This window comes from Corallococcus sp. AS-1-6 (assembly GCF_020037015.1).
Classification (GTDB): domain Bacteria; phylum Myxococcota; class Myxococcia; order Myxococcales; family Myxococcaceae; genus Corallococcus.
The window spans coordinates 206030-231383 of the sequence record NZ_JAIQDE010000005.1; the positions used below are offsets into that span (position 1 = coordinate 206030).

The 25354-nt window shown below is 70.8% G+C and carries 21 protein-coding genes; 13 read left to right on the forward strand and 8 right to left on the reverse strand.

Annotation, left to right across the window (positions count from 1 at the left end):
* Nucleotides 1–16 precede the first annotated feature (16 nt).
* Nucleotides 17–577: a bifunctional 2-polyprenyl-6-hydroxyphenol methylase/3-demethylubiquinol 3-O-methyltransferase UbiG gene (locus K8612_RS09375; RefSeq protein WP_223762029.1), complete on the forward strand. Its 561-nt coding sequence runs from the start codon at nucleotides 17–19 to the stop codon at nucleotides 575–577.
* On the opposite strand, the gene K8612_RS09380 is transcribed toward K8612_RS09375, so the two are convergent.
* A complete protein-coding gene (locus K8612_RS09380; RefSeq protein ID WP_223762030.1) occupies nucleotides 544–1056 on the reverse strand; it encodes a DUF1579 domain-containing protein in 513 nt (170 codons plus the stop codon). The genes K8612_RS09375 and K8612_RS09380 overlap by 34 nt on opposite strands.
* 119 nt (nucleotides 1057–1175) lie before the next feature.
* Between K8612_RS09380 and K8612_RS09385 the strand changes: the two genes are divergently transcribed.
* The gene (locus K8612_RS09385; RefSeq protein ID WP_223762031.1) at nucleotides 1176–2219 is read left to right on the forward strand and encodes an NAD(P)-dependent alcohol dehydrogenase; all 1044 of its coding nucleotides are present in this window, start codon (nucleotides 1176–1178) and stop codon (nucleotides 2217–2219) included.
* 64 nt (nucleotides 2220–2283) lie between these two features.
* Here the strand turns inward: K8612_RS09385 and K8612_RS09390 are convergent, their stop codons facing one another.
* Nucleotides 2284–2850, reverse strand: a complete 567-nt coding sequence (locus K8612_RS09390) for a TMEM165/GDT1 family protein (protein WP_223742162.1) — start codon at nucleotides 2848–2850, stop codon at nucleotides 2284–2286.
* Between the two features lie 370 nt (nucleotides 2851–3220).
* Between K8612_RS09390 and K8612_RS09395 the strand changes: the two genes are divergently transcribed.
* Nucleotides 3221–3475, forward strand: coding sequence for a ribbon-helix-helix domain-containing protein (locus K8612_RS09395; protein ID WP_014396286.1), 255 nt, complete (start codon nucleotides 3221–3223; stop codon nucleotides 3473–3475).
* Nucleotides 3476–3640: 165 nt separating this feature from the next.
* Nucleotides 3641–4108 carry a hypothetical protein gene (locus K8612_RS09400; protein WP_223762032.1) on the forward strand — a complete coding sequence of 156 codons (468 nt, stop codon included), beginning with the start codon at nucleotides 3641–3643 and terminating at the stop codon, nucleotides 4106–4108.
* Nucleotides 4109–4120: 12 nt separating this feature from the next.
* Here K8612_RS09400 and K8612_RS09405 read toward each other — a convergent pair whose 3' ends face one another.
* Together K8612_RS09405 and K8612_RS09410 are read right to left on the reverse strand one after the other, a co-directional pair.
* The gene (locus K8612_RS09405) at nucleotides 4121–5194 is read right to left on the reverse strand and encodes a lysylphosphatidylglycerol synthase transmembrane domain-containing protein (protein ID WP_223742045.1); all 1074 of its coding nucleotides are present in this window, start codon (nucleotides 5192–5194) and stop codon (nucleotides 4121–4123) included.
* Between the two features lie 155 nt (nucleotides 5195–5349).
* Complete coding sequence (locus K8612_RS09410) at nucleotides 5350–5553, reverse strand: DNA gyrase inhibitor YacG (protein ID WP_120556957.1); 204 nt, start codon at nucleotides 5551–5553, stop codon at nucleotides 5350–5352.
* Between the two features lie 52 nt (nucleotides 5554–5605).
* On the opposite strand from K8612_RS09410, the gene K8612_RS09415 reads away from it, so the two are divergent.
* Entirely contained in the window at nucleotides 5606–6607 is a 1002-nt protein-coding gene (locus K8612_RS09415; protein WP_223762033.1) for a magnesium transporter, read from the forward strand.
* A gap of 33 nt (nucleotides 6608–6640) precedes the next feature.
* Complete coding sequence (locus K8612_RS09420; protein WP_223762034.1) at nucleotides 6641–7630, forward strand: NAD(P)H-quinone oxidoreductase; 990 nt, start codon at nucleotides 6641–6643, stop codon at nucleotides 7628–7630.
* A gap of 4 nt (nucleotides 7631–7634) precedes the next feature.
* Here the strand turns inward: K8612_RS09420 and K8612_RS09425 are convergent, their stop codons facing one another.
* On the reverse strand, nucleotides 7635–8060 hold the full coding sequence (locus K8612_RS09425; RefSeq protein WP_223762035.1) for an MmcQ/YjbR family DNA-binding protein: 426 nt from the start codon (nucleotides 8058–8060) through the stop codon (nucleotides 7635–7637).
* A 77-nt stretch (nucleotides 8061–8137) separates the two neighbouring features.
* Between K8612_RS09425 and K8612_RS09430 the strand changes: the two genes are divergently transcribed.
* Entirely contained in the window at nucleotides 8138–9175 is a 1038-nt protein-coding gene (locus K8612_RS09430; RefSeq protein WP_223742041.1) for an agmatinase family protein, read from the forward strand.
* Nucleotides 9176–9179: 4 nt separating this feature from the next.
* Here K8612_RS09430 and K8612_RS09435 read toward each other — a convergent pair whose 3' ends face one another.
* The gene (locus K8612_RS09435; RefSeq protein ID WP_223762036.1) at nucleotides 9180–10187 is read right to left on the reverse strand and encodes a hybrid sensor histidine kinase/response regulator; all 1008 of its coding nucleotides are present in this window, start codon (nucleotides 10185–10187) and stop codon (nucleotides 9180–9182) included.
* 258 nt (nucleotides 10188–10445) lie between these two features.
* On the opposite strand from K8612_RS09435, the gene K8612_RS09440 reads away from it, so the two are divergent.
* From K8612_RS09440 to K8612_RS09460, 5 genes are all read left to right on the forward strand, one after another.
* Complete coding sequence (locus K8612_RS09440; RefSeq protein WP_223742039.1) at nucleotides 10446–11786, forward strand: trypsin-like peptidase domain-containing protein; 1341 nt, start codon at nucleotides 10446–10448, stop codon at nucleotides 11784–11786.
* A gap of 53 nt (nucleotides 11787–11839) precedes the next feature.
* Nucleotides 11840–13870, forward strand: coding sequence for a serine/threonine-protein kinase (locus K8612_RS09445; protein ID WP_223762037.1), 2031 nt, complete (start codon nucleotides 11840–11842; stop codon nucleotides 13868–13870).
* A gap of 61 nt (nucleotides 13871–13931) precedes the next feature.
* Nucleotides 13932–14303 (forward strand): YccF domain-containing protein, encoded by a 372-nt coding sequence (locus K8612_RS09450; RefSeq protein WP_223742037.1) that lies wholly within the window; start codon nucleotides 13932–13934, stop codon nucleotides 14301–14303.
* Between the two features lie 130 nt (nucleotides 14304–14433).
* Entirely contained in the window at nucleotides 14434–16761 is a 2328-nt protein-coding gene (locus K8612_RS09455; protein WP_223762038.1) for a DUF1588 domain-containing protein, read from the forward strand.
* Between the two features lie 5 nt (nucleotides 16762–16766).
* Entirely contained in the window at nucleotides 16767–18164 is a 1398-nt protein-coding gene (locus K8612_RS09460) for a DUF1552 domain-containing protein (protein WP_223762039.1), read from the forward strand.
* Nucleotides 18165–18217: 53 nt separating this feature from the next.
* Here K8612_RS09460 and K8612_RS09465 read toward each other — a convergent pair whose 3' ends face one another.
* Together K8612_RS09465 and K8612_RS09470 are read right to left on the reverse strand one after the other, a co-directional pair.
* Entirely contained in the window at nucleotides 18218–18691 is a 474-nt protein-coding gene (locus K8612_RS09465; RefSeq protein ID WP_223762040.1) for an SRPBCC family protein, read from the reverse strand.
* A gap of 10 nt (nucleotides 18692–18701) precedes the next feature.
* Entirely contained in the window at nucleotides 18702–19067 is a 366-nt protein-coding gene (locus tag K8612_RS09470) for a helix-turn-helix transcriptional regulator (protein WP_223742024.1), read from the reverse strand.
* 177 nt (nucleotides 19068–19244) lie between these two features.
* Here K8612_RS09470 and K8612_RS09475 point away from each other — a divergent pair, with 177 nt between their 5' ends.
* A complete protein-coding gene (locus tag K8612_RS09475; protein WP_223762041.1) occupies nucleotides 19245–25337 on the forward strand; it encodes an ATP-binding protein in 6093 nt (2030 codons plus the stop codon).
* Nucleotides 25338–25354: the final 17 nt, after the last annotated feature.

The window sequence follows — 25354 nt, forward strand, 5'->3', positions numbered from 1 at the left end:
CCGGAGGAGCCGAGCCATGTCCCAGGAGGATCGCCAGCGCTGGAATGACAAGTACCAGCAGGCCACCGGGCCCCGGGAGCCGTCCGCCTTCCTCCGCTCGCTCGAGGACCGGCTGCCTCGCACGGGCCGGGCGCTGGACCTGGCCGGCGGAGCGGGACACGACGCGTGCTGGCTCGCGAAGCGCGGGCTGGACGTCACCCTGGTGGACATCTCCGACGTGGCGCTGGCTCAGGCGGAAGCACTCGCGCGCGACGCGGGCGTGTCCCTCACGCGCCTGCGCCTGGACCTGGAGTCCGACGCGCTGCCACCCGGCCCGTTCGACCTGGTGGTGTGCCTGAACTACCTCTGGCGGCCGCTCTTCGCCGCCGTGCCCGGGTTGCTCGCACCGGGCGGACTGTTCGTCTTCGCCCAGCCCACCCTGCGCAACCTGCAACGCCATCCGCACCCGTCCGCGCGCTTCCTCCTGGAGGAGGGGGAGCTGCCCACCCTGCTCCAGGGGCTCCAATCCCTCTCACTCACCGAGGACTGGACGGACGCCGGGCGTCACGAGGCGCGCGTGCTGGCGCGCCGGTACTGAAGCTCGATGGCCTTCTGCGGCGCCGCTCCGGGCTCGATGTTGAAGTGCGTGATGACCAGCGCATCCGGGCCGGTCCACTCGAAGTCCACGCGCCAGCCCCAGCGGGGCGACTGCTCACCGGTGAAGTAGCTGCCGGTGACGGAGATGCGGTCGCTCACCCCGGCCTCTCCCTGCAGCGTCATGAGGTCCGTGCCGACGTGGAAGGTGTCCACCCACGACATGGTGAACCGCTGCCCGTCCAGGTGGTGGCCCAGCGTCGCCATGCCGGACAGCGGCTTGCCCCCGAAAGCGGACGTGTACTCGTACACCACGAACCGTCCGTCGAGCACGCTCCGGAAGGTGCCGGAGCTGGGCGACTCATCCTCCACCTTGTCGGGCTGGAACCACGTGCGCGCGACGCCCTCCCACGCGCCGACCAGGCGGGAGAGGAGGTGATGCGGACCCGCGGACAGGGATTGCTGCAGACGTTCCTGGCTCATGGGCGCGGAGTCTTCCGGATGCCCCCCAGGCAGGTCCACTGCTCCGGGGGTCTCCCCGGGCACGAAGGCCCCGGCGTCGCTACATTGCCCCCTGCTTCGCTTCCCCTCAGGAGCCTTACTTGCCTACGACCCCTGCCTATGCCGCCCCCAGCGCGAAGGCCGCGCTCGGCCCCTTCACCGTGGAGCGCCGCGAGCCGCGTCCCCAGGACGTGCTCATCGACATCCAGTACTGCGGCGTGTGCCACTCCGACATCCACCAGGCCCGCGACGAGTGGGGCGGCGCCCTCTTCCCCATGGTCCCGGGCCACGAAATCGTGGGCAAGGTGTCCAAGGTGGGCAGCGCCGTCACCACGTTCAAGGTGGGGGACACCGTGGGCGTGGGCTGCTTCGTGGACTCGTGCCGCGAGTGCCCGCAGTGCCTCAAGGGCGAAGAGCAGTACTGCGACCGCGGCGCGGTGAACACCTACAACGGCCGCGAGTACGACGGCCAGCCCACCTACGGCGGCTACTCCACGCGCATCACCGTGGACGCGAAGTACGTGGTGCGCATCCCGGAGGGCATCCCCCTGGACCGCGCCGCACCGCTCCTGTGCGCGGGCATCACCACGTACTCGCCGCTGCGCTATTACGGCGTGAAGGCCGGCAGCACGCTGGCCGTGGTGGGCCTGGGCGGCCTGGGCCACATGGCCGTGAAGCTGGCCAGGGCGATGGGCGCGGAGGTGACGGTGCTGAGCACGTCACCGTCCAAGCGCGACGACGCGCTCGCCCTGGGCGCCGCGCACTTCGAGGCCACGTCCGACAAGGCGACGTTCAAGAAGCTGCGGCGGTCCTTCGACTTCATCCTGGACACCGTCTCCGCGCAGCACGACTACAACGCCTACCTGAGCCTGCTGAAGACGGACGGGACGATGATCCTCGTCGGCGCGCCGGAGAACCCCACGCCGCTGGCGGCCTTCTCGCTCATCCCCCGCCGGCTCAAGCTGGGCGGCTCGATGATTGGCGGCATCCGTGAGACGCAGGAGATGCTCGACTTCTGCGCGCGGCACCAGGTGGCCGCCGACGTGGAGGTCATCCCCATCCAGAAGATCAACGACGCCTACGAGCGCATGCTCAAGAACGACGTGCGCTACCGCTTCGTCATCGACACCGCGAGCCTGAAGTAGCCGACCCCGGAACTTCGGCGGTGAAGCCCCGGCGTCCCTGCACGCCGGGGCCCTTCGCACCGCCTCAGCCGCGCCAGGCCGTCCAGAGCGACACGAGGCCGAAGAGGAAGAAGAGCGCGGCGGTCACCCACCGCACGTACTTCATGTTCACCCTCCCGGACAGCCGGTCGCCCAGGAACACCGCGAGCCCGTCCGACACCAGCATCCCCGCCGTCGTCCCCAGCGTCACCAGCACCGGGGCCTGGTAGCGCGCGGCCACCGCCATGGTGGCCAACTGCGTCTTGTCCCCCATCTCCGCCATGAAGAAGAGCGCCACCGTGGTGAGGAAGGCGCCGAAGCGCGGGGGCTTGCCGCCGTCCTCCTCCAGCGTGTCGGGCTTGAGCGTCCACAGGCCGAAGCCCAGGAACAGCACTCCCAGGATCAGCGCCATCACCCGCGCGGGGACGTGCACGGACACCCACGTGCCCACCGAGGACGCCAGCGCGTGGTTGGCCACCGTGGCCACGAAGATGCCGCCCAGCACCACCCACGGCTTGCGGAACCGGGACGCCAGCGAGAACGCCAGGAGCTGCGTCTTGTCCCCCATCTCGCTGGCGGCGACGAGGACGAATGATCCGACAATGGCTTCCAAAGACACGATGACACTCCATCCCAGTTCCTGGCGCGGAGGCTGTCGTGGGGTGGAGCGCTTCAGGGAGGAGCGCGCACGACGGACCTCGGCCAGGGAGCGTTGAATCCCTGTCCGAAGGTCTCGTTCGTCTCGCGCGCTTGCGCGGGATGGGGGCCCGGGCTGTCACCAGCCAGTGTGTCGAGCGCCCCTCCGCCCCTCGCTGCCGGGCGGGAACTACTCCCCTTACGTGAAAGCGCGAGTAACAGCGCTCCGGGTTCCAAGTCAACCCGGCGCGCCGCGTGTCCCTTTTTTTGACGGCACGAGAGGCCGGCCCCCTAATGCCCACGCCAGGTCGGTAGCGGCCTGTAGCAGCATTCCTGGAGGAAGCCCGATGCAGGATGGAAGCGCCAGCCCGCTGAGCCCCGACGCTCCGTCGTCCCCGTCCGCGGTGGAACCCGGCGAGGTCCGCAGCCCCGAGGCCGACATCGTCTCCACCCACGTCCTCGTTCCCGAGGAGCAGGTGCACAAGCTGCGCGAACTGGCGCGGCGCACCCGCATCCACCAGAGCGAGTACCTGCGCGAGGCCGTGGAGGACCTGCTGTCCAAGTACGGCCGCATGCCCGCCAAGACGGAGGGCGAGTCGTGAGCGGCCCCCTGCTCCGCCGCCGCGTCCGGTCGTTGAGTGAACGGCTGTGGCGGTGGCTGGAGCAGGAGCTGTAATCCTCCCGTCATCCCCTCCAGGCCCCACCTGGAGCGCTCCGGGAGGAACACGCTAGCGTCCTGCGCCTCTCCTTCCAGGAGTCGCGCCCGGATGCGTCCCTCCCTGCTGTCCGCCCTGATCGCGCTGGCCGCCACCGGCTGCGCCACCCCCGCCTTCGAGAAGCTCTACCCCGGCATGACGGCCGCCCAGGTGGCGGACACCATGGGCAGGGGACCGGAGCGGGCGCAGGAGTTCGCGGACGGCTCGACGGCCTGGTACTTCGACGAGGACCACTGCGTGCTGATGCGCGGCCACATGCTCGTGGCCAAGTCCACCACGCAGACGCGCACCCAGGTGCACACGCCCGTGGGCTCGCTGAAGGACGCCACCAAGGCCTGGTGCGGTCCGCCGGGCACGGACGGCCGGCACGAGCAGTACCTCAAGACGCCCTTCGGCACGTTCAAGGGCAACGTGGACCCCGCCGCCGTCACCGACGAGGTGAACAACAGCGTGCGCGCCCAGCAGGTGCCCCCCGCGTCCCCGCCCGCTCCCGACGCAGGGACCCCGCCCGCCCCGTAGCGGCGGCGGGCCTCAGGCCACCGACGAGCGGGTGACCGCGGCGTCGTCGTCCTTCTTCATCTTCCCCGCCAGCTCCCGGAAGGACATGTGGCTGATGGACAGCAGGATGAGTCCGAAGACGATCTGCTGGAGCGTCTGGCACAGCCAAAGCACGTTCGCGTAGGCGAGCCCGTGCGCGTTCACCATCGCGGCGGGCATGAACAACCCCAGGCCCACCTTGGTGGCGGCCTGGAAGGTGCCCATCATCCCGGGCGCGGCGGGGATCATCACGCCCACCACCAGCACGCACATCACGATGTAGGACTGGAACAGCGTCAGGTTCATGGGCTCGCAGGCCGTGCCCGGCGCCGCGCCCGAGCAGTCGAAGGCGCGCGCGAGCAGCGCCATGCCCAGGCCGTTCACGCCCCAGTAGACGACCGTGTAGAGGAAGAAGAGGGCGATGTGCTTGCGGTCGGGGAGCTGGCGCATGGCCCCCACGAAGGTGTCCACGACGTCCGCCACCTTGTCCGCGATGCCCGGCGAGAAGCGGCCCACGGTGGCGCGCACCAGCCGCACCGTGCGCTCCTGCTGCCACAGGCCCAGCAGCAGGAACACCAGGCCGCCGCCGAACACGGCGAACATCAGCCACGCGCCCAGCTTCACGTACCGGACCTCGGGGGTCTCCGTGGGGATGAAGAAGAGCAGCACGCGGAACATCGCCGCGACGAAGAGGCCGTCCACGATGCGCTCCAGCACCACGGACGTCATGGCCGCGCTGCGGCGGATGGAGCTGCGCTGGGCGATGAGGAAGGGCCGCGCGAACTCCCCCAGCCGGAACGGCAGCACCAGCAGCATCATGAAGCCGATGCCGGAGGCTTCATTCAGCTTGCGGAACGGGACGTGCTCCAGGCCCGACAGCAACGACCCCCAGCGCAACGTGCGGAAGATGTGCACGAAGGCGAGGCACACGCAGTAGGGCAGGATCCACGCGTAGTTGGCCGCCTTGAGGCTGGCGACCTGCGTGGACAGGTCCGTGTCCCGGAAGGCCCACCACATGAAGGCAACGGTGACGAGCAGGCTGGCGATGAGGTTGACGGCGCGTTTCACGGAAGGCGGGTATAGCGTCACTCTCCCCGCGACTCCAGCGGCACGCCCGCCCCCTGCCCTCCAGGGCGCACGGGCGTGGACCTTCCGCTGGCACGCTCCCCTGCCCCGTCGTTCAAGCGGCCCGGGAAACTTCCAACGCCAGACGCCGGCAACGGCTAGGCGTCGTGGCGGCGCGGCTCGCCGTCGGAGGGGAGCTCGTCCTCCTGCTGCTCGGCCTGACGGTCGGGCACGCGGTACTCCTCACCCAGCCAGCGGCCCAGGTCGACGGCGCGGCAGCGGCGGGAGCAGAAGGGTTGGGAGGTGTTCTCCGGACGCGGAGGCACGGGCTTCTGACAGATGGGACACGGCGCGAGTGGCATGGCGGATGGAGTCCTAGATAAGCCTTGACGCTCCGGCGGGCCAGGACGTTTCGTGCCCCGCTTCGTGCAGACGCCCCCGGAGACCGCTCACACGCTGCTGCAGGGCGACCGGCTGTCCCGGGACTTCACCGCCGTGGGCGTGGAGGACACGGTCGCCCAGGCGCTGGAGAAGCTGCGCGCCCACCCCGGCACGGGGGAGATCTTCTACTGCTACGCGTGCGACCCGGCCGGCCGGCTGGTGGGCGTGGTGCCCATCCGCAAGCTGATCCGCGCGGCCCCCGACGAGCGCATCGCGTCGCTGATGTTCACGCGGGTGGTGAAGCTGCCGGTGGACGCGTCCGACGCGGTGGTGGAGGACTTCTTCGTCACCTACCGCTTCCTGGCGTTCCCGGTGGTGGACGCGGAGGGGCGCATCGTGGGCGTGGTGGAGATGAACCAGTTCGTGGACGCCTTCTCCGACACGCTCTTCGACGAGGTGGAGGGCCGCGTGCGCGACGAGGTCTACCGCTTCGTGGGCCTGCCCCAGGGCGAGGCGCGCGAGACGCGGCCGGGGCGCATGGCGCTCAAGCGCTTCCCGTGGCTGCTCGTGAACATCGCCGGCGGGTTCCTGGCGGCCACGACGACGCGGCTGTTCGAGCGCACGGTGGCGGAGCTGGTGGTGGTGAGCGCCTTCATCCCCATGGTGCTGGTGTTGTCGGAGAGCCTGGGCGTGCAGACGACGGCGGTCTCCGTGTCGATGGTCACGCACGGCGAGGTGGACAAGAAGTGGGTGGCGCGCGAGGTGCTGGCCGCGAGCCTGGCCGGGTTGATGGCGGCGGGGGTGGTGGCGCTGCTGGGGCGCGTCTACTCGCCGGGGTTCGGCTTTCCCCTGGCGCTGTTCGTGGCGGTGACGGTGTCCGCGACGCTGGCGTCGTGCCTGGGCGGCGTGCTGCCGTTCCTCTTCAAGCGGCTGAAGGTGGATCCGCACCTGGCGTCGGCGCCGCTGGTGCTGGCGGTGTCCGACAACGTGACGCTGCTGGCGTACTTCGGATTGGTGACGCGGTTGTTGTTGTAACGGCGTGTTTTTCCTCGCGGAAGGGGGCAGGTCATGAAGGTCGTGCGCATCACGAAGCCGGGCGGTCCGGAGGTCCTCGCGTTCGACGAGCGGCCGGAGCCGGTGCCGGGCCCCCACGACGTGCAGGTGCGCGTGCGGGCGAGCGCGCTGAACCGGGCGGACCTGCTCCAGGTGCGCGGGGCCTATCCACCGCCGCCCGACGTACCGCAGGACGTGCCGGGCCTGGAGTACGCGGGCGAGGTGGTGGCGGTGGGTCCCCGCGCGCGGAAGTTCCAGCCCGGAGACCGGGTGATGGGGCTGGTCGGGGGCGGCGCGTGGAGCGAGGTGCTCACCACGCACGAGCGCGAGGTGCTGCGCATGCCGAAGGGCCTGGACTTCGCGGACGCGGCGGCGCTGCCGGAGGCGTACCTCACGGCCTACGACGCGCTGGTGCCCCAGGCGGACCTGCGGCCCGGGGAGACGGTGCTGGTGCACGCGGTGGCGAGCGGCGTGGGCTCCGCCGCGGCGCTCCTCTGCCGGGCCATGGGCGTGCGGGTGGTGGGCACGGGGCGCAGCAGGGACAAGCTGGCGCGGGCCTCCGAGTGGGGCGTGGGCCAGACGGTGCTGTGTGAGAGCAACCCGCCGGTGTTCGCGGACGCGGTGCTCGCGGCGACCGGGGGCCGGGGCGCGGACGTGTGCCTGGACCTGGTGGGCGGCGCGTACCTGCCGGAGTCGGTGAAGGCCATGGCGCGGCTGGGTCGGCTGATGCAGGTGGGCTCGGTGGCGGGCGCGCGAGCGGAGCTGGACCTGGGGCCGGTGATGCGCAAGCGGCTCACGCTCAAGGGCACGGTGCTGCGCAGCCGTCCCGCGGAGGAGAAGATGCTACTCACGCAGGTGGCGGAGCGGCAGTTGTTGCCCCTGTTCGACTCCGGCGCGCTGAAGGCCGTGGTGGATGCGGTCCTGCCCATGACGGAGCTCCGCTCCGGGCTGGAGCGGATGGCGGGCAACGGCACCGTGGGGAAGATCGTCGTCCGCTGGGATTGAGCCGCTACACGCGCCGCTTGCGGGCGGGAGCCTTCTTCGCCGGCTTGGGAGCAGGCGCGGCGGGCTCCAGCGCCTTGAGCACCCTGGCGGAGGCGCTGCGGCGCCAGGCTTCCTTGAGCAGGGCCTCCAGCAGGCGCCGGTCCACGGTCTTCAGACGCACGATGACCATGGGCCAGTCCTGGTAGTGCGGCGTCACCTCGAACATGTCGGGCTTGGAATCCAGCAGGGCCTCGCGGTGGTCGAAGTCCAACTTGATGACGATGGAGTCGTCGTCCAGCACCCGCGCGAAGAGCTTGTCGCTCACCCGGAACCCGGGCGTTCCATAGGAGGGGCGCTCCTCCGTCGACGGCAGGGCCAGCGCCATTTCGCGCACGTCGTCCACCGTGAGCCCGCCCCCGCGCTTCGCCACCGTCTTCTTCCGCGTCGCCATCCGTTTCCTCCCTGCCCTGCCGCCAGGCGTCACCGAAGCCATTGCGCCCGGGGTGCGGAACCGTATCCTGCGCCGCCATGGCTACCCACTTCGACCCCGCCGCCGCCGCGCAGCCGGGCTCCGGCATCTTCGGCCTCCCCCACTCTCCCGACGAGGCCCACGTCGTCGTCATCCCCGTGCCCTTCGAGGCCACCACCAGCTACGGCGGCGGCACGTCCAACGGCCCCGCCGCACTGCTGGAGGCCAGCAAGCAGGTGGACCTGTTCGACGTGGAGACCGGCCGCCCCTACGAGCGCGGCATCGCCATGCTGGAGGCCCCCGCCGAAATGCACGAGTGGAACGAACGCGCCAAGGAGCGCGCCCAGCTCGTCATCGAAGCGGGTGGCATCGAGTCCGGCGAGGCGGAGCTGCTCGCCGCCGCGAAGGACGTGAACGGCTTCAGCGAGAAGCTCAACGACCACGTCTACCGCACCGCGAAGCAGTGGCTGGAGCAGGGCAAGCTCGTGGCCGCGGTGGGCGGAGACCACGCCATCTCCTTCGGCATCATCCAGGCCCACGCGGAGAAGTACCCCGGCATGGGCGTGCTGCACCTGGACGCGCACGCGGACCTGCGCGTCGCGTACGAGGGCTTCACCTGGTCGCACGCGTCCATCTTCTACAACGTGTGCGAGCGCATCCCGGGCGTGAAGACGCTGGTCCAGGTGGGCCTGCGCGACATGAGCGAGAACGAGCACCGCTACATCGAGGACTCCGGCGGCCGCATCCACGCCTTCTACGATGCCGTCCTCCAGCAGAACCGCTTCGACGGCCTGCCCTGGAACCAGCAGGTGAAGCAGATCGTCGACAAGCTGCCGCAGCAGGTCTACCTGTCCTTCGACATCGACGGCCTGGACCCCGTGCTGTGCCCGAACACCGGCACGCCCGTGCCCGGCGGCCTGTCCTTCCCGGAGGCCACCGCGCTCGTCGCGGGCGTCGTGCGCTCGGGCCGCACCATCGTCGGCTTCGACCTGACCGAAGTGGCCCCCGACCCGGAGGGCAGCGAGTGGGACGCCAACGTGGGCGCCCGCCTGCTCTACAAGATGATCGGCTGGATGCTGAAGTCGCAGAAGGCCTGAGGCGTCAGGCCACGCGCGGCAGCGACACGCTGAACGTCGCGCCCTGCCCGGGGCGCGACTCGGCGGAGAGCACGCCGCCGTGCAGCTTCGCCAGCTCCGAGGCCACGTAGAGCCCCAGCGCCTCTCCCCGCGCGGGGCCCTCCGGGAAGGGCTGGAACAGCCGGGGCAGCTCCGCTTCGGGGATGCCCGGCCCCGGGTCGCTCACCCGCACCAGCACCTGCTCCGCGGAGGCCTCCAGCTCCACGCGCACCCCGCCCTGCCGGGCCGCGTTCGACAGGAGCACGTCGAACACCTGCTCCAGGCGCTCCGGGTCGAAGCGAAGGCCCACCGCCTCCGGGGGCACCTTCACCTCCACCGGCACGCCCGGCCCCAACGTGCGGCACCGCGCGACGGAGGCCTCCAGCGGCTGGCGCAGGTCTCCCTCCACCGGCCGCAGCGTCACGCTGCCCGCGCTCAGCCGGGCGGCGTCCTGGAGGTAGCGGCCCATCCGCTCCAGCGACTGGAGCTGCGCGCCCAGCGCCTCCACCGCGCCCTTGCCCGGCGGCGGCAGGTCCCGAAGCGTGCGCAGCTCATTCCTCGCGGCCTCCAGCGGGCCCTGGAGCGACTGCGCCACCCAGCGGCTCAGCGCCTCCACGGGCGTGGCGGGCTCCGGGGGCGCGGCGGGGGCCCTCTCCAGCACGTCGTGGATCAGCGTCTCGAAGTCGGTGATCTCAAAGGGCTTGTTGAGGAACGCGGACGCATCCGGCGATCCCTGCTGGAGCACCGCGCTCAGGAGGATGATGGGCACCTCGCGCAGGCCTGGCTCCTGCTTCAGCCGGCTGCACAGCTCCATGCCGCTCATGCGCGGCATCATGTGGTCCGTCACCACCAGCCGCGGACGGTGCGCCCGGGCGAGCGCCAGAGCCTCCTCGCCATCCCGCGCGCGCACCACGTCGTGCCCCAGGTCCTCAATCACCTGGCTCAGGACTTCCAGCACCGCGGGTTCGTCATCCGCGACCAGGACGAGACTCATGCGCCACCACTCCCAAGGCCCCCGCGGGCAGCCAGCGACACGCCGCGCCGGGACCCCCAGGACGGCCCTGGCGCCCCCAACGCCGCAATCGGGCCAGGGCCAGGACGTTCTGCCTGAAAGTGCGTTCGATCACGGCCGCGCCTTCTGGTCTATGAAGAGCGGGACGCCGCTTCCAGACACCCAGGGAATGGCTGAGGCCTTCCCGACATTCAGACTGTCTTCCGGGAGACAATTCCCGGCGGCGTACGGAGGAAGGGCATGAGGGCAGCACACATCCGGTGGGGGCTCTTGCTGTGGGGGCTCGTGCTGGCGCTCCCGGCCCGGGCGGACCTGGCCCGGCGCCGCAGCGACGTGGTGGAGGTGGTGCAGAAGGTCTCCCCGGCGGTCGTCTACATCGGCACCGAGCAGGAGGTGGAGTCGCGCTTCCGGGGCCGGCCCCGCTCGCCGCTGGAGGAGTTCTTCGGCCAGGGGATGGCCCAGCCGGAGACGCGCCAGCGCATCACCGGCCTGGGCAGCGGCGCCATCATCGACCCGTCCGGCATCATCGTCACCAACGACCACGTCATCCGGGGGGCCTCCGCCATCCACGTGGTGCTGGCGGACGGGCGCACCTTCGACGCGGAGGTGGTGGGCAGTGACGCGAACAACGACCTGGCGGTCCTCAAGGTCAACGCGAAGGAGCCCCTGCCCACCGCGAAGCTGGGCACCAGCTCCGACCTGATGATTGGCGAGACGGTGGTCGCCATCGGCAGTCCGTTCGGCCTGAGCAAGACCGTCACGGCGGGCGTGGTGTCCGCCACGGGCCGCACCTTCCGCGCGGACGACCGCGTCTACAACGACTTCCTCCAGACGGACGCGGCCATCAACCCGGGCAACTCCGGCGGGCCGCTGCTCAACGTGGACGGGGAGATCATCGGCATCAACACGGCCATCTACGCCAACGGGCAGGGCATCGGCTTCGCCATCCCCGCGGACAAGGTGCGGCGCATCGTGGAGGAGCTCACGCGCTTCGGGAAGGTGCGCCCCGCGTGGGTGGGCATGGACACGGCGGACCTGCCGGCGCAGGTGGCCGCGCGGCTCGGGTGGGACCGCACGTACGGCGTCATCGTGACCAACGTGGATCCGGACAGCCCCGCCGCGCAGGCCGGCGTGCAGCGCGGTGACGTGGTCGCGGAGCTGGGCGGCTCCCGCATCCAGGACGCGGAGGACTTCGACTCGCGCGTGCGCGGTTATCCGGCCCGCTCGGTCTTCCCCCTGGTCCTCTTCCGAGCAGGCGGCAACCGCACGGTGCAGGTGACGCCGGTCGAATTTCCGGCTCGCCTGCTTGAGAACCTGGCGTGGGAGAAGCTGGGACTGCGCGTGAAGGAGAGCAAGGGCGGGATGGCGATTGCGTCCGTGCGTCCGGGCTCGGCCGCCTCGGAGATTGGGCTGGAGCCGGGGGACGTGCTGTTGCGGATGAACAATCAGCCCGTCCCCACAGGTGACACCTTCCGTGAAGCGCTGCTGACGGCGCGACGGGGACGTAGCGTGCTGTTGCTCGTGCGGCGCGGGCGCTATGGCTACCACCTGACGCTGCCTTTCGAAGGCCAGCGACTCTAGGCGCGACCCGGGGATTCCAGGATCGACGGGAAGGGCACTAGCATGCCGTTCCCATGAGTTCGCCTCGCTATCAGTCACTCGGCCCCCTCCTTGCCGGAGAGGGCTCGCGTGCCTTCCTCGGACTGGCGCTGGAGGAAGGCGCCACGCCCCGCCCCGTGGTGCTCATCTGGGCACCGCCTGAGATCGCGCAGAACCCGGAGCTGGTGGCGCGCCTGGAGCGCGAGACGAACCGCGCCATCGTCTTCGACCATCCGAACATCCTGCGCGTGCACGGCCTGGAGAAGCTGGACGGGGGCCTGGCGCGCGTCACCGAGTTCGCGGACGGTGAGCCGCTGCGGCGCGTGCTGGAAGCCAACCCGCGCATGACGCCGGGCTTCGCGGCGCTGGTGGTGGCGGACGCGGCCATGGGGCTGCACTACGCGCACGTGGCGGGCAACGACGACGGCTCACCGCTGGTGCACGGAGACATCCGGCCCGAGACGCTGATGGTGTCCTTCAGCGGCTACACGAAGGTGACGGGCTACGGCGCGCTGTCCGTGGCGCCGCGCGAGCGCGGTGGCAAGCGCGTGAAGAACCGCCGCGCCTACACGTCCCCGGAGCAGCTCCTGGGCGGGCGTGAAGCCGTGAACGTGCAGTCGGACGTGTTCCTGCTGGGGCTCACGCTGCACGAGTGCCTCACGGGGAAGATGCCGTTCAAGGAGTCGGCGGATCCGGACAAGGCGGTGCTCAACCGCGCCCTGCCCCCGATGCCCGCGGACGTGCCGCTGAAGCTGGACGCGGTGGTGCGCCGCGCGACGACGAAGCGGGCGCTGGAGCGCTACTCGTCGGCGCTCGCGTTCCGCGAGGCGCTGGTGGATGCGATTGGGAAGTTGCCCACGCACGAGGAGTTCGCGGAGCACCTGGCGAAGCTGTTCCCGCCGGAGGCCGAGGCTCGCGCGGCGCGGCGGGCGACGATTGAGAAGGGCATCGCGGAGGCGCTGGCGAAGGCGGGCATGCCGGCGCCGCAGATCGCGGAGCTCATCGCGAACGGCGTCGGGCTGCCGGAGGCCGTGAAGAGCAAGGTGCCGGAGTTCTCCTCGGCGGAGGGGAGCAAGCCGGCGCCCGTGGCCGCCGCGCCCGCGCAGGCTCCGGTGGCGCAGACCTCCGCTCCCGCGCAGGCTCCGGTGGCGCAGACCTCCGCTCCCGCGCAGACGCCGGTGGCACAGACCTCCGCTCCCGTGCAGGCCGCGCAGGCGTCGACGGCCGCTGTCACGCAGAGCGCGCAGGCAGCGACGCCCGCTAAGGACACGTCTACCGCTCCGGTCGCGGCGTCAGCGCAGGCCTCGGTGCCTGCTGGCGCCACGGCGCAGACGGTGACGCCCTCCCCTGCTCCGGCCGCATCCCCGGAGGCGCGTTCCTCGGGTCCCATCTTCGGCGGCGCGGCGAGCCCCACGGCGCAGACGGTGGCCGCGCAGAAGCCTTCACGCTCCTGGGTGCCTTACGTCGTGGGCGGTCTCGTGCTGACGCTCGGCGCGGGCGCGGTGATCGTCCAGCGCCAGCTCCAGGGCACGATGACGGTGGAGACCTTCGACGCGGGCCTGCCCATCGTCGTGGCCGAGCCCTTCGACGCGGGCGTCGAGGACGCGGGCGTGGACGCCGGTGTGGATGCGGGGCCCACGATGGGCATCCTGGACCTCACCGTGGAGCCGCGCGTGGAGGTCACGCTCAACAACGCGCTGCTGGGCCGCACGCCGCTGTCCGCGTCGCTGCCGCCGGGCAAGCACCTGCTGACCTTCACCAACGGCGCGCTCGGCATCTCCGTGTCGCGCACGGTGACGGTGGCCCCCACGGGCCGCTCCGCCTACCAGTTCTTCCTCAACAAGGCCTTCATCAACGTGCGCGGCCCCGCCGGCGCCAACGTGTCCGTGGACGGTAAGCCCGTGGGCACGGTCCCCGTGGAGGAGCTGGACGTCTACGAGGGCTACCACCGCCTCAACGTCAACGTGGGCCCCTCACACTGGCAGAAGACCTTCACCATCGAGCCCGGCCAGCGCGTCAACTTCGACGTGGACTTCCAGGAGCCGCAGGAGGCCGTGGAGGAGTAGCCGCTTCGTTCATCAGACGGGTTCATGTCATCAACTGACGACTCCAACGTATAAGCCGATCATGAACCTGCTTCTGAACCTGTTGTGGATCATCTTCGGCGGAGGGCTGGTGCTCTGCCTCGAGTACCTGCTCGGTGGGCTGCTGCTCTGCCTGACCCTCGTCGGCATCCCGTTCGGCGTGCAGTGCTTCAAGATGGCCGGCCTCGCGCTGATGCCCTTCGGCAAGGACATCGAGGATCTTCCCAGCGCGGGCGCGATGAGCTTCGGGCTCAACGTCGTCTGGGCACTCTTCGCTGGAATCTGGATCTTCCTCACCAACGTCGTCATCGGCGTCAGCCTGGCGCTGACGATCATCGGCATTCCGTTCGCGCTGCAGCACCTCAAGCTCGGAATGGTCGCGTTTGCTCCCTTCGGCAAGCGCATTCGCGGCTGAATGGCCCCGGGCACGAGGGGCTGCTGGATGATTCAGGCAGCCGCTTGATCAGGCTGGGATCCATTCCCGGCTGAGCCCGTTTGGCGGCCCCCCTTGCTGCTCCACCCTTCGTCCGTGCCAGACTGGCCGGATGAACCGCGTCCTCCTGCTGGCCGGACTGTTGAGCCTCGTTGCGTGCAAGGGCAACATCGGGCCAAACACGAACAACGGCGGCACCAAAGACCCCGGGGATCCCGGGGATCCCGCGGGGAACGTGGGCGCCGCGTGCGTGGTGCAGTCGGTGCTCGCCAATCGCTGCGCCAGTTGTCACGGCGCGATGCCGACCCAGGGGGCGACGATGCCGCTGCGCACCCTGCACGACATGCGGGTGAGCTCGGCGATGGATGGGAAGCTCAGCAACGCCCAGCGCGCGCTCATCCGCATGCGCGACGACGCGTCTCCGATGCCGCCAGCCCCGCATGAGCGCGCGAGCGCGGCCGAGCGCACCGCGCTCGAGACCTGGATCAAGGAGGGGATGCCCCTCTGCAGTGGCACGGACGGGCCGCCCGTGACCGTCGTGGCCGAGCCCAACCTGCTCGATCAGTCCGCGCTCTTCACCTGCACCGAAGGCGTGCGCTCGGATGCGCCGACGCGCATCCGCCGCATGAACCGGCGCGAGTTCACCCGCAACGTCGGCGGCTCCGTCGAGCGCAGTTGGACCGGGTTCAGCTTCTACGACAACCCGCTCGATCCCAGCGCCATCGAGCAGTACAGCTCCTGGGCCACGGACGAGACGCTGGACGAGGCCACGGTGGAGCTCTTCCTGCCGGTGGTCGGCGCGGCCGCCTCGCCGTGGACGATGAACTACCCGGACGGCAACCGGATGGAGCGTGTCTTCACCGACAGCCGCTTCAGGTGCATGTTCAACGACGCGAACCCGAGCGACGCCTGCAAGCGCTTCCACCTGGGCCAGATGCTCGAGTTCGGCGTCTTCTTCCGCCCGCCCACCGAGGATGAGCTCACCCGCCTCACCGCCTTCGCGACCGCGGTCATCGCGCAGGAACCGAGCTACTCCCAGGAGACCCGCGCGGACTCCATCACGCGGATCTCCAACGCCGCGTGGATGATGACCGGCGCCATGTTCCGCCGGGAGATGGGCGGCGATCCGGCCGACGGTCGCGTGGAGCTGACCAGCCTCGAGCTGGGCTCGCAGCTCGCCTACGCGCTGGCAGGGCGCGCGCCCTCGGCCACGCCGAGCTTCGTGTGGCCGTACTACTCCGCGCCCCTCGAGGGGCATCTGGCGGACGTGGCCGTTGCCGCGAAGGATGGCTCGCTCACGCAGGATGCGACGACCACCGCCCTGATCCAGAAGCACCTGGGCGGCGTCGACGCCAACCAGAACGGGACACCCCGCTTCGATCTGGTGCAGGACTACAACGAGGAGCAGCGCTCCAAGCGCGGGCAGTACTGGCTGGGTGACGGCGTCGCGGGCTTCTTCCGCGAGTGGCTCGGCTACGGGCACGTGTCCGCGGTGTTCAAGGAGTCCCCGGCGGCGACCTCGCGCTTCGAACTCGAAGGGCTCGGCTACATCAGCTCGGTCTCCTACGACAACCTGCTCACCAACTTCCATCCGCTGGAGCCGACCTTCATCCAGCAGTTCGACGATCTGATCGCACGGGTGGTGGTCGAGGACCGGGACGTGCTGGCGAACCTGCTCACCACCCGCACCTTCTACGTGCCCTCCATGCAGAACGCGGCCTACGACTCGCACAAGGGCCTGTCGCACCCCTACAACGTCAGCGAGATCCTCCCGGCGACTGTCGAGGGCCGCTGGAAGACGCTGCCTGCCACGGAGCGCGCGGGGGTGCTGACCCACCCGGTGTGGCTGGCCTCGCACGGCGGCAACTTCGAGGACGATCCGTCCATCGTCCACCGCGGCAAGTGGGTGCGCGAGAACCTCCTGTGCGGCTTCGTCCCGCCGCTCAGCAGCGTGCAGGTGGCGGCCCAGGTCGGCGCTCACGCCGCCGACAAGAACGCGCGCCGCCGCCTGCAGGAGGCGACCGCCGGCTCGCAGTGTCAGGGCTGTCACCGGCTGATGGAGCCGCTCGGGCTGCCCTTCGAGATCTACAACCACGCGGGCTTCCTGCGCGCGCGGGACCACTCGCCCAGCGGAGGCTGGACCACGCCGGACGGAAGCTCGACGCTCACGTCGATGCCGGACCCCGCGCTGGACGGTCCGGTGCGCGACGCGGTGGAGTTGAGCGAGCGCCTGGCGACCTCGCGGCACGTGAAGCGCTGCTTCGTGCGACAGGCCTTCCGCTACTTCATGGGACGCCCGGAGAACCTGAGCGACGCCTGCACGCTGACGCAGATGGAGCAGGCCTATGATCAGAACAACGGCTCGTTCTCCAAGATGCTGACCACGCTGATGACCAGCGACACCTGGAAGACGCGGCGTGTGCCGCAGGCTGGAGAGTGACCGCCATGTTCTCGCGACGAACCGTCCTGAAGGGCATGGCCGCCGGCCTCTTCGCGCCCTACTTCCGCGACGTCTATGCCCAGTCGTCGGCGTTGCCGGCGCGCCTGGTGCTGGTCCTCGAGTGCAATGGCGTCTACCCCCGCGCGCTCCTGAGCACGGGCACCCGCGCGGCGCTGGGGGGACGCGCCAACACCTCCGACCGCCTCTTCTGGGACGCGTACAAGGACACGCCGCTGGTGCGTGAGGGCGACAACCTCGCCAGCGCGATCAGCCTCGGGCCGCTGGCGGCGTCTTCCGGCAACCTCGACCTGGTGAACCGCTCCGCCGTGCTGCTCGGGCTCTCGAACCTCATCGCTGGCGGCGGGCACTCCAGCGGGACGGGCGGGCTGAGCTGCGCGGTGAACGGCGCGGGCGCGACCTTCGACGCGGTGATCGCGCCTCGCCTGCGCCGGGGTGCGCCGTTCGACGTGCTGCGCCTGGGCACCAGCTCCGCGCGCGTGTCGATCGTGTACGAGACCTGCGCGCTCGGCCCCCGCAAGCCCGCGGGCATCATCGTCAACCCGTCGCTCGCGTTCGACAGCACCTTCGGCTCGCTGCTCGGCGGTTCGACGAACGGGCGCGACCGCAAGATGCTCTTCGACTTCGCGCTGGCCGACTCGCGCAAGGCGCTGGCGGAGTTCAGGGGCAACTCCAACGAGCGGCTGAAGCTGGAGCGCTACGTCTCCTCGCTCGAGTCGCTGCGCACGCGGGAGGATCAGCTCGCGGGCATGGCGGACCGCGTGCGGCCCTACCTGCCGGTGGCGCCGAAGGACAACCCGCTCCTCACCGGCGCGGGCTCACCGCCCGACTCGCTGAAGTGGTTCGAGGCGCAGTTCCAGATCGCCACGGCGGCCCTGCTGGGCGGGCTGACGAACACGGTCGTGCTGGCGACGGGCACCTCGGGCTTCGACGTGGCCTACGGCCCGGACGTGAGCGACGTCCCGCGGCACAGCTTGCAGCACGGCCTGGATGCCGGGCAGAACTGGGAGAAGGTCGCCGAGGTCACCCGCCGCCACGTGCAGTTGGTGGCGAACCTGGCGAGGACGCTGGCCGCCACGCCCGAGGTCGGCGCGAGCGGCTCGATGCTGGATCACACGGCGATCGTCTTCATGTCCGACAACGGCGAGCAGCACCACTCCACCTCGCGGGAGTGGCCGAAGCTCGTGGTGGGCGGCAACGCGCTGGGCCTGAAGACCGACGGGCGCACGGTCGTGTACCCGAAGTACGACGCGCCCCGAAACCGGCAGGTCTCCAACCTCTTCAACACGCTCGGCCACGCGTTCGGAGACGCGGACTTCAACACCTTCGGGCAGGAGGGCAGCACGCGCATCGCGCCGGGACCGCTGAGCGAGCTGTATGGCTGAGCCGCGACAGCGGTCCGCGGAACCTGTCCATCAGCCCGGGGTTCGCGAGGCCTTCATGCCCGTCCTGCGCTCGCACCCAGGGTGACGAGCAGCTCGTCCAGTTGCTGGAACGTCTCGACCAGCGCCTCCGCCGCCCCGCCCGCGGCGTCGAGCGCTTCCTTCGAGGCGTAGAGCTCGCTCACGACCAGCAGCGTCCGGCCCTCCTTCTCCTCGAAGGTCACCGTGGTGACGGACCCATTGTCACCGCCTTCCTCATTGGTCCAGACGAGGCGCGAGTGCGGTGTCACTTCGGTGTACGTACCGAAGAACGCCATCCCCTGCCCGAACACCAGACGGTACGTGCCCCCGGTACGAACATCCATCTCGCAGGAGACCAGGGTCATTCCCATCGACTTCGGCACCCACCACTTCTTGAACAGCTCGGGCATTGTCCACGCCTCGAACACGATGCGTGCCGGAGCATCGAAGGTTCGCGTGACGACGGTCTCACGCTCGGACTTCCGTTCCACGGTCGTGCGGTTCTTCATGGGTGCGGGCTCACTCTCTCTTCTTGCGTCCATCGACCTGCTCCTTGCGTTTCAATTCCTCGACGACCTTGTCCAACGCGTCGAAGCGTGCGTCCCAGAGCTGGCGGTAGCTCTCGAGCCAGGCCATCTCTTCCTCCAGTCGGCGCGGGCCGATCTTGCAGGTCCGCACGCGCCCGACCTTCTCCGTGATCACGAGCCCGGCCCGCTCCAGGACTCCGACGTGCTTCTTCATGCCCGTGAGGGTCATGTTGAACTTCTCGGCGAGGTCCGTGATGGAGGCCTCCGCACGCCCGAGCTGCTCCAGAACACCGCGTCGGGTGGCGTCGGAGAGCGCGGCGAACGAAGCATCGAGGCCCGCACTTGAATACTGAACCATATGGTTCAGTGACTAGCACGCGAGTGGATGGCACGCAAGGTCAGGGCACGGGCACGCGAGCGGCCGCTCCGATGAGGGGTTCCAGACGGTCGCCATCCCGGGCCCACGTCGAGGGGCCAACCTTCGCATCCCAGGCTCCGCCCGGCCCTGCTTCACGTGTGTTAGCGAAGGCTCTTGATGAGCTCCTCGACCCGCACGGGCACGACGGCCCCCAGCGAACCCACGACGACGGACGTTCACCGCCGCGAGGCGGCAGCGGTGCTCGAAGGCGGAGGCGAGATGGGCGCGCTCATGCGCTCCATCGACTGGACCCGGACTCCCGTGGGAGCGCCCGGGACATGGCCCCAGTCCTTGCGCACGGCGGTGAGCATCCTGCTCGAGTCGCGCTTCCCCATGTACATCGCGTGGGGCCCCCAGTTGGTCCAGTTCTACAACGACGGCTACCGGCCGGTGCTGGGCGCGACGAAGCACCCGGCCGCCATGGGCCACGGCGCGCAGAGCACGTTCGCGGAGAGCTGGCACATCATCGGCCCGATGTTCGAGGGCGTCCGGCAGGGCACGGCGGTCGGCTCCGAGGACTGGATGCTGCCGCTGGACCGCAATGGCTACCTCGAGGAGTGCTACTTCACCTATTCCTACAGCCCCATCCGGGATGAGACCGGCGGCGTCGGGGGCGTGCTCGTCACCCTCACCGAGACCACCGGCCGGGTGCTGGGCGAGCGGCGGCTGCGGACGCTGCGGGACCTGGCGGCGCGGACGGGGACGGTGAAGCGGGAGCAGGACGCCTGGCGCGAAGCGGCGCTCGCGCTGGAGAGCAACGGCTTCGACATCCCCTTCGCCCTGCTGTACCGACAGGGGGACGCGGACCAGGGCCTGGAGCTGGTGGCGACGACGGGCTGGGGGCAGGACACCGCCACGCCCGCCGCGCTCTTCGGCGCGGACACGGCCGGCGCGGCGTGGCCCTTCGCGGAGGCGAACGACGCCCAGGGGCCCAGGTTCGTCCCGGACGTGCAGGCGCGCTTCGGGCCCCTGCCCGGCGGGAAGTGGCCGGAGTCCCCCCGCACGGCGTGGCTCTTCCCCATCACGCGGGCCGGCGCCGAGCGCCCCTATGGCTTCCTCGTGGCGGGGGTGAGCGCGAGGCGCGCCCCGGACGATGACTACCGCGGGTTCCTGGGGCTGGTGGCGGATCACCTCGCGACGGCGCTCGGCAACGCCCGCGCCTACGAAGAGGAGAAGCAGCGGGCGGAGGCCCTGGCGGAGCTCGACCGCGCGAAGACGGCCTTCTTCAGCAACGTGAGCCACGAGTTCCGCACGCCGCTGACCCTGATGCTGGGCCCCATCGAGGACGGCCTCGCGGATGACCGGCAGCCCCTGCCTCCGGCGCAGCGGGAGCGCCAGGAGGTGGTGCGCCGCAACGGCCTGCGCCTGCAGAAGCTGGTCAACACGCTGCTCGACTTCGCCCGCCTGGAGGCGGGGCGCGCCCAGGTGTCCTTCGTCCCCACGGACCTCTCCGCGCTCACCGCGGACCTCGCCAGCAACTTCACCGCCGCGGCCACCGCCGCCGGGCTCGCGCTGCGCGTGGACTGCCCGGCGCTGCCCGAGCCCGTCTACGTGGACCCTTCGCTGTGGGAGAAGGTCGTCCTCAACCTGCTCTCCAACGCGTTCAAGTTCACCTTCGAGGGGGAGATCCGCCTCGCGCTGAAGTGGCTTGGCGAGCAGGTGGAGCTCACCGTCCAGGACACGGGCATTGGCATCCCGGAGGACGAGCAGCCCCGCGTCTTCGAGCGCTTCCACCGCGTGGAGGGCGCGCGGGGGCGCAGCCACGAGGGCACCGGCATTGGCCTGTCGCTGGTGCGGGAGCTGGTGCACCTGCACGGCGGACGAGTGACGGTGACCAGCGCGCCAGGCCAGGGGAGCACGTTCCGCGTGCTGCTGCCCACCGGCTCCGCGCACCTGCCCCGGAAGCCTGACACGTTGGCGCCGGCGCTCCCGGCCACCGGCATCGGCCCCGGCGCGTTCCTCGCGGAGATCTCCCAGTGGAGCGGACCCGCGACCGCGGCGCCGCGGCGCACCGACCGCGCGGACGCCCGCATCCTGGTGGTGGACGACAACGCGGACATGCGCGCCTACCTCACGCGGCTCCTGGAACCCCGATGGAGCGTGGAGGCGGTGAACGAAGGCAGCGCGGCGCTCGCCGCCGCGCGCGCGCAGGCTCCCGACCTCATCCTCTCCGACGTGATGATGCCGGGGGTGAATGGCCTGCAACTGGTCCAGGCCCTGCGCACGGACGAGCGCACCCGCGCCATCCCCATCATCCTGCTGTCCGCGCGCGCGGGGGAGGAGGCCACCATCGCGGGGCTCGACAGCGGCGCGGACGACTACCTCGTCAAGCCCTTCTCCGCGAACGAGCTCATCGCGCGCATCAACGCCCAGCTCGCGGTCGCGCGGCTGAGGCAGGAGGCCCTGGCCGCGGAGCGCGCGCACGCGGCGGAGACCCAGCGGCTGCTCGAGGCCTCCCGCCGCGCCACGCGCATGCGCGAGGAGACGCTCGCCGTCGTCAGTCACGATCTGCGCTCGCCCCTGACCGCCATCCGCGCCGCGACAGAGCTGCTCCAGCGGCTGCCGCCCGAATCCGAGGCGACCGCCCGCGCGCGCAAGCAGGCTGACGCCATCCGCCGCTCCGTGGACCGGATGAACCGGCTCATCGAGGACCTGCTCGACCTGGCGAGCATCGACACGGGGACGCTCGCCATCGAAGTCCGCCCGCAGTCGGTGGCGGAGCTGCTCCGCGACGCCCGGGAGCTCTTCGAGCCCCAGGCGGCGGAGAAGGGCCTGCGGTTCGTCGTGGAGCAGGAGCCCGGGCTCACCCTGTGGTGCGACAGGGAGCGTCTGCTTCAAGCGCTCGGGAACCTCCTGTCCAACGCGCTGACGTTCACCCCCGCTGGCGGCAGCCTCCACCTGCGGGTGGGGAGCGAGCCCGGCACGGACGCGCTGCGCTTCAGCGTGGCGGACACCGGCCCGGGCATCCCCGCCAGCGTGCGGCCGCACCTCTTCGACCGCTACTGGCACGCGTCGCAGCGGCGGCGCGACGGACATGGCCTGGGCCTCTCCATCACGAAGGGCATCGTGGAGAGCCACGGCGGGCACATCTGGGTGGAGAGCGAGCCCGGCCAGGGCACCACCTTCCACTTCACCCTTCCGCGCGAACCGGGGTCCGGGGCCCTCGCCGCGCCGGCCCCGAGCGTTGAACCGCAGCGGTCCACGCCGTCGGCGCTCCCGGCCGAGGAGGAGCCCTTCATCCAGCAGGGCGGCGACATGGGCGCCATGATGCGGGCGCATGACTGGTCCACGAACTCGCTGGGCCCGTTGCAGCAGTGGCCCCAGTCCCTGCGGACCTCCGTCAGCACGATGCTGCGCTCGCCCTACCCCATCATCCTCTTCTGGGGCCCCGAGCTGCGGATGCTCTACAACGACCCGTTCCGGCCCATCCTGGGGGCGAAGCATCCGCGGACGCTGGGCGCGCGCGGCAGCGAGGCGCTCGTCGAGGAGTGGGGGCAGTTGGGCCCGTTGATCCAGCGCGCCCAGGACACGGGCGAGCCCATCTACATCGAGGACGGGAACGTCAACTTCGCGCGCCGCCCTGGCGGCCTCCGGGAGGAGTCCTACTTCACCTGGTCCTACAACCCGACCATCGGCGAGTCGGGAGAGATCGCCGGCATGTTCGCCATCGCGAGCGAGACGACGCGGCAGGTGGTGGGAGACCGCCGGCTGGCCATCCTCCGCGAGCTGTCCATCCGCACGGCGCTGGACAAGACGGTGGAGGGCATCTTCCGCTCGCTGGAGGACGTCCTCGCGCAGGCGGCGCACGACGTGCCCTTCGCGCTGCTCTACCTGGTGAAGGCGGATCAGGCGCGCCTGGTCGGCTGCGCGGGCCTGGAGCGCGGGACGGCCGCCGCGCCCGTGACGCTGGCGGCGGGCGCCGCGTCCGCCTGGCCGCTCACGAGCGTCACGGGGGCCCGGCAGGAGCTGTTGCTGGAGGACCTGGCCCAGCGCTTCGGTCCCCTCCCCGGCGGCCCCTGGCCCGAGCCCACGACGCGCGCCCTGCTCCTCCCGGTGCCCATGGGCGCGGAGACCGACAGCATGGCCGTGCTCGTGGCGGGCCTGAGCCCGCTGCGCGTGCTGGACGACGAGTACCGGGGCTTCCTCCAGCTCCTGGCGCGGCAGTTGGCCGCCAGCATCTCCAGCGCCCGCGCCTACGAGCAGGAGAAGCAGCGGGCCGAGGAGCTGGCCCGGCTGGACGCGGCGAAGACGGCGTTCTTCAGCAACGTGAGCCACGAGTTCCGCACGCCGCTCACGCTCATCCTCGGCCCCGTGGAGGACGCGCTGGCGAGGCCGGCGAAGGCGCTGGAGGGGGAGCCGCTCGAGCTCGTGCGCCGCAATGCCTTGCGGCTCTACAAGATGGTCAACACGCTGCTCGACTTCTCCCGGATGGAGGCGGGCCGGGCCCAGGCCCGCTACGTGCCCGTGGACCTGTCCGCCTTCACCACGAGCCTCGCGAGCGCCTTCCAGTCCGCGGTGGAGAGCGCGGGCCTGCGGCTGGAGGTGGACTGCCCGCCCCTGCCCGAGCCCGTCTACGTGGACCCGGAGCTGTGGGAGAAGGTCGTCCTCAACCTGCTCTCCAACGCGGTGAAGTACACCTACCGCGGGGAGATCCGCGTGAGCCTGCGGTGGGAGGACGCTCAGGCCGTGTTGCGCGTCGAGGACACGGGCGTGGGCATTCCCGAGGAGGAGCTCCCGCGAGTCTTCGAGCGCTTCTACCGCGTGCGCGTCACCCAGGGCCGCAGCCACGAGGGGACGGGCATCGGCCTGGCGCTGGTGCAGGAGCTGGTGAAGCTGCACGGGGGCGGCGTCGCGGTGGCGAGCCAACTGGGAGCGGGCACCACCTTCACCGTACGGCTGCCCCGGGGAACGGCCCACCTGCCGCTGGAGCGCGTGGAGCACACGTCCCGGCCCCCTCCGGTGCACTCGGGCGCCACGCCCTTCGTCGAGGAGGCGCGCCGCTGGTCCACGGACGTCATCGCCACGGACGCCGTGGCCGCGCCCGAGTCCGGGGCGCTGGCGCCGGAGGTTCCCCCGGAGCTCGCGCGCTCCCGCATCCTCCTCGTGGACGACAACGCCGACCTGCGCACCTACGTCACGGGGCTGCTCAAGCACGGCTTCCCCCACGTGGAGACCGCCCGCCACGGACAGGACGCGCTGGAGCAGGCGCGCGTCCGGCCGCCGGACCTCATCCTCTCCGACGTGATGATGCCGGTGCTGGATGGCTTCGGGCTGGTGCGCGCGCTGCGCGCCGACGAGCGCACGCGCGCCATCCCCATCATCCTGCTGTCCGCGCGAGCGGGCGACGAGGCCACGGTGGAGGGCCTGGAGAGCGGCGCGGATGACTACCTGGTGAAGCCCTTCTCCGCGCGCGAGCTGCTGGGGCGGGTGCGCACCCAGTTGGAGATGGCCCGCGTGCGCCGGGAGGTGGTCCGCAACGAGGTGGAGCGGGACGCGCTGCGCGAGTCCGTGCGGACGCGGGACGAGTTCCTGCGGCTGGTCAGCCATGAGCTGCGCACGCCCGTGAGCGCCCTGTCGCTCAACATCCAGTCCCTGGTGCGCAGCCTGGACGTCCCGGCCGCGAACGTGACGCCGGAGACCACGCGGCTCAAGGCGCGCACGACGGAGAAGCACCTCCAGCGCCTGGCGCGCCTGGTGGAGCAGTTGGTGGACGTGTCGGAGTTCGTCACCGGACCGCTGGACCTGTCACGCGAGGAGGTCGACCTGGCGCAACTCGCGGCCGCCGTGGTGGAGCGGTCGCGGGAGAAGGCCCTTCGCGCGGACTGCGTCCTGACGCTGGAGGCGCCCCTGCCGGTGGTGGGGCACTACGACCGCGCGCGGTTGGATCAGTTGCTCGATAGCCTCGTGGACAACGCGCTCAAGTTCGGGACGGGCAGGCCCGTGGAGGTCCGCGTGGCGAGCGCAGCAGGCAGGGTGAGCCTCGCGGTCCGGGACCATGGCGAAGGGGTCGGCCTGGAGGACCAGGAGCGCGTCTTCGGGCGCTTCGAGCGCGCGGTCCCCGCGAACCACCACGGCGGCTTCGGGCTGGGCCTGTGGATGGCCCGCCACATCGCGGAGGCCCACGGGGGAAGCATCCACCTGGAGCCCACGGAGGGCGGAGGCGCCACCTTCACCACGGTGCTGCCGCTGGACCTGCCCCCGGCTGGCTGACCGCCAGCGCGACTGCG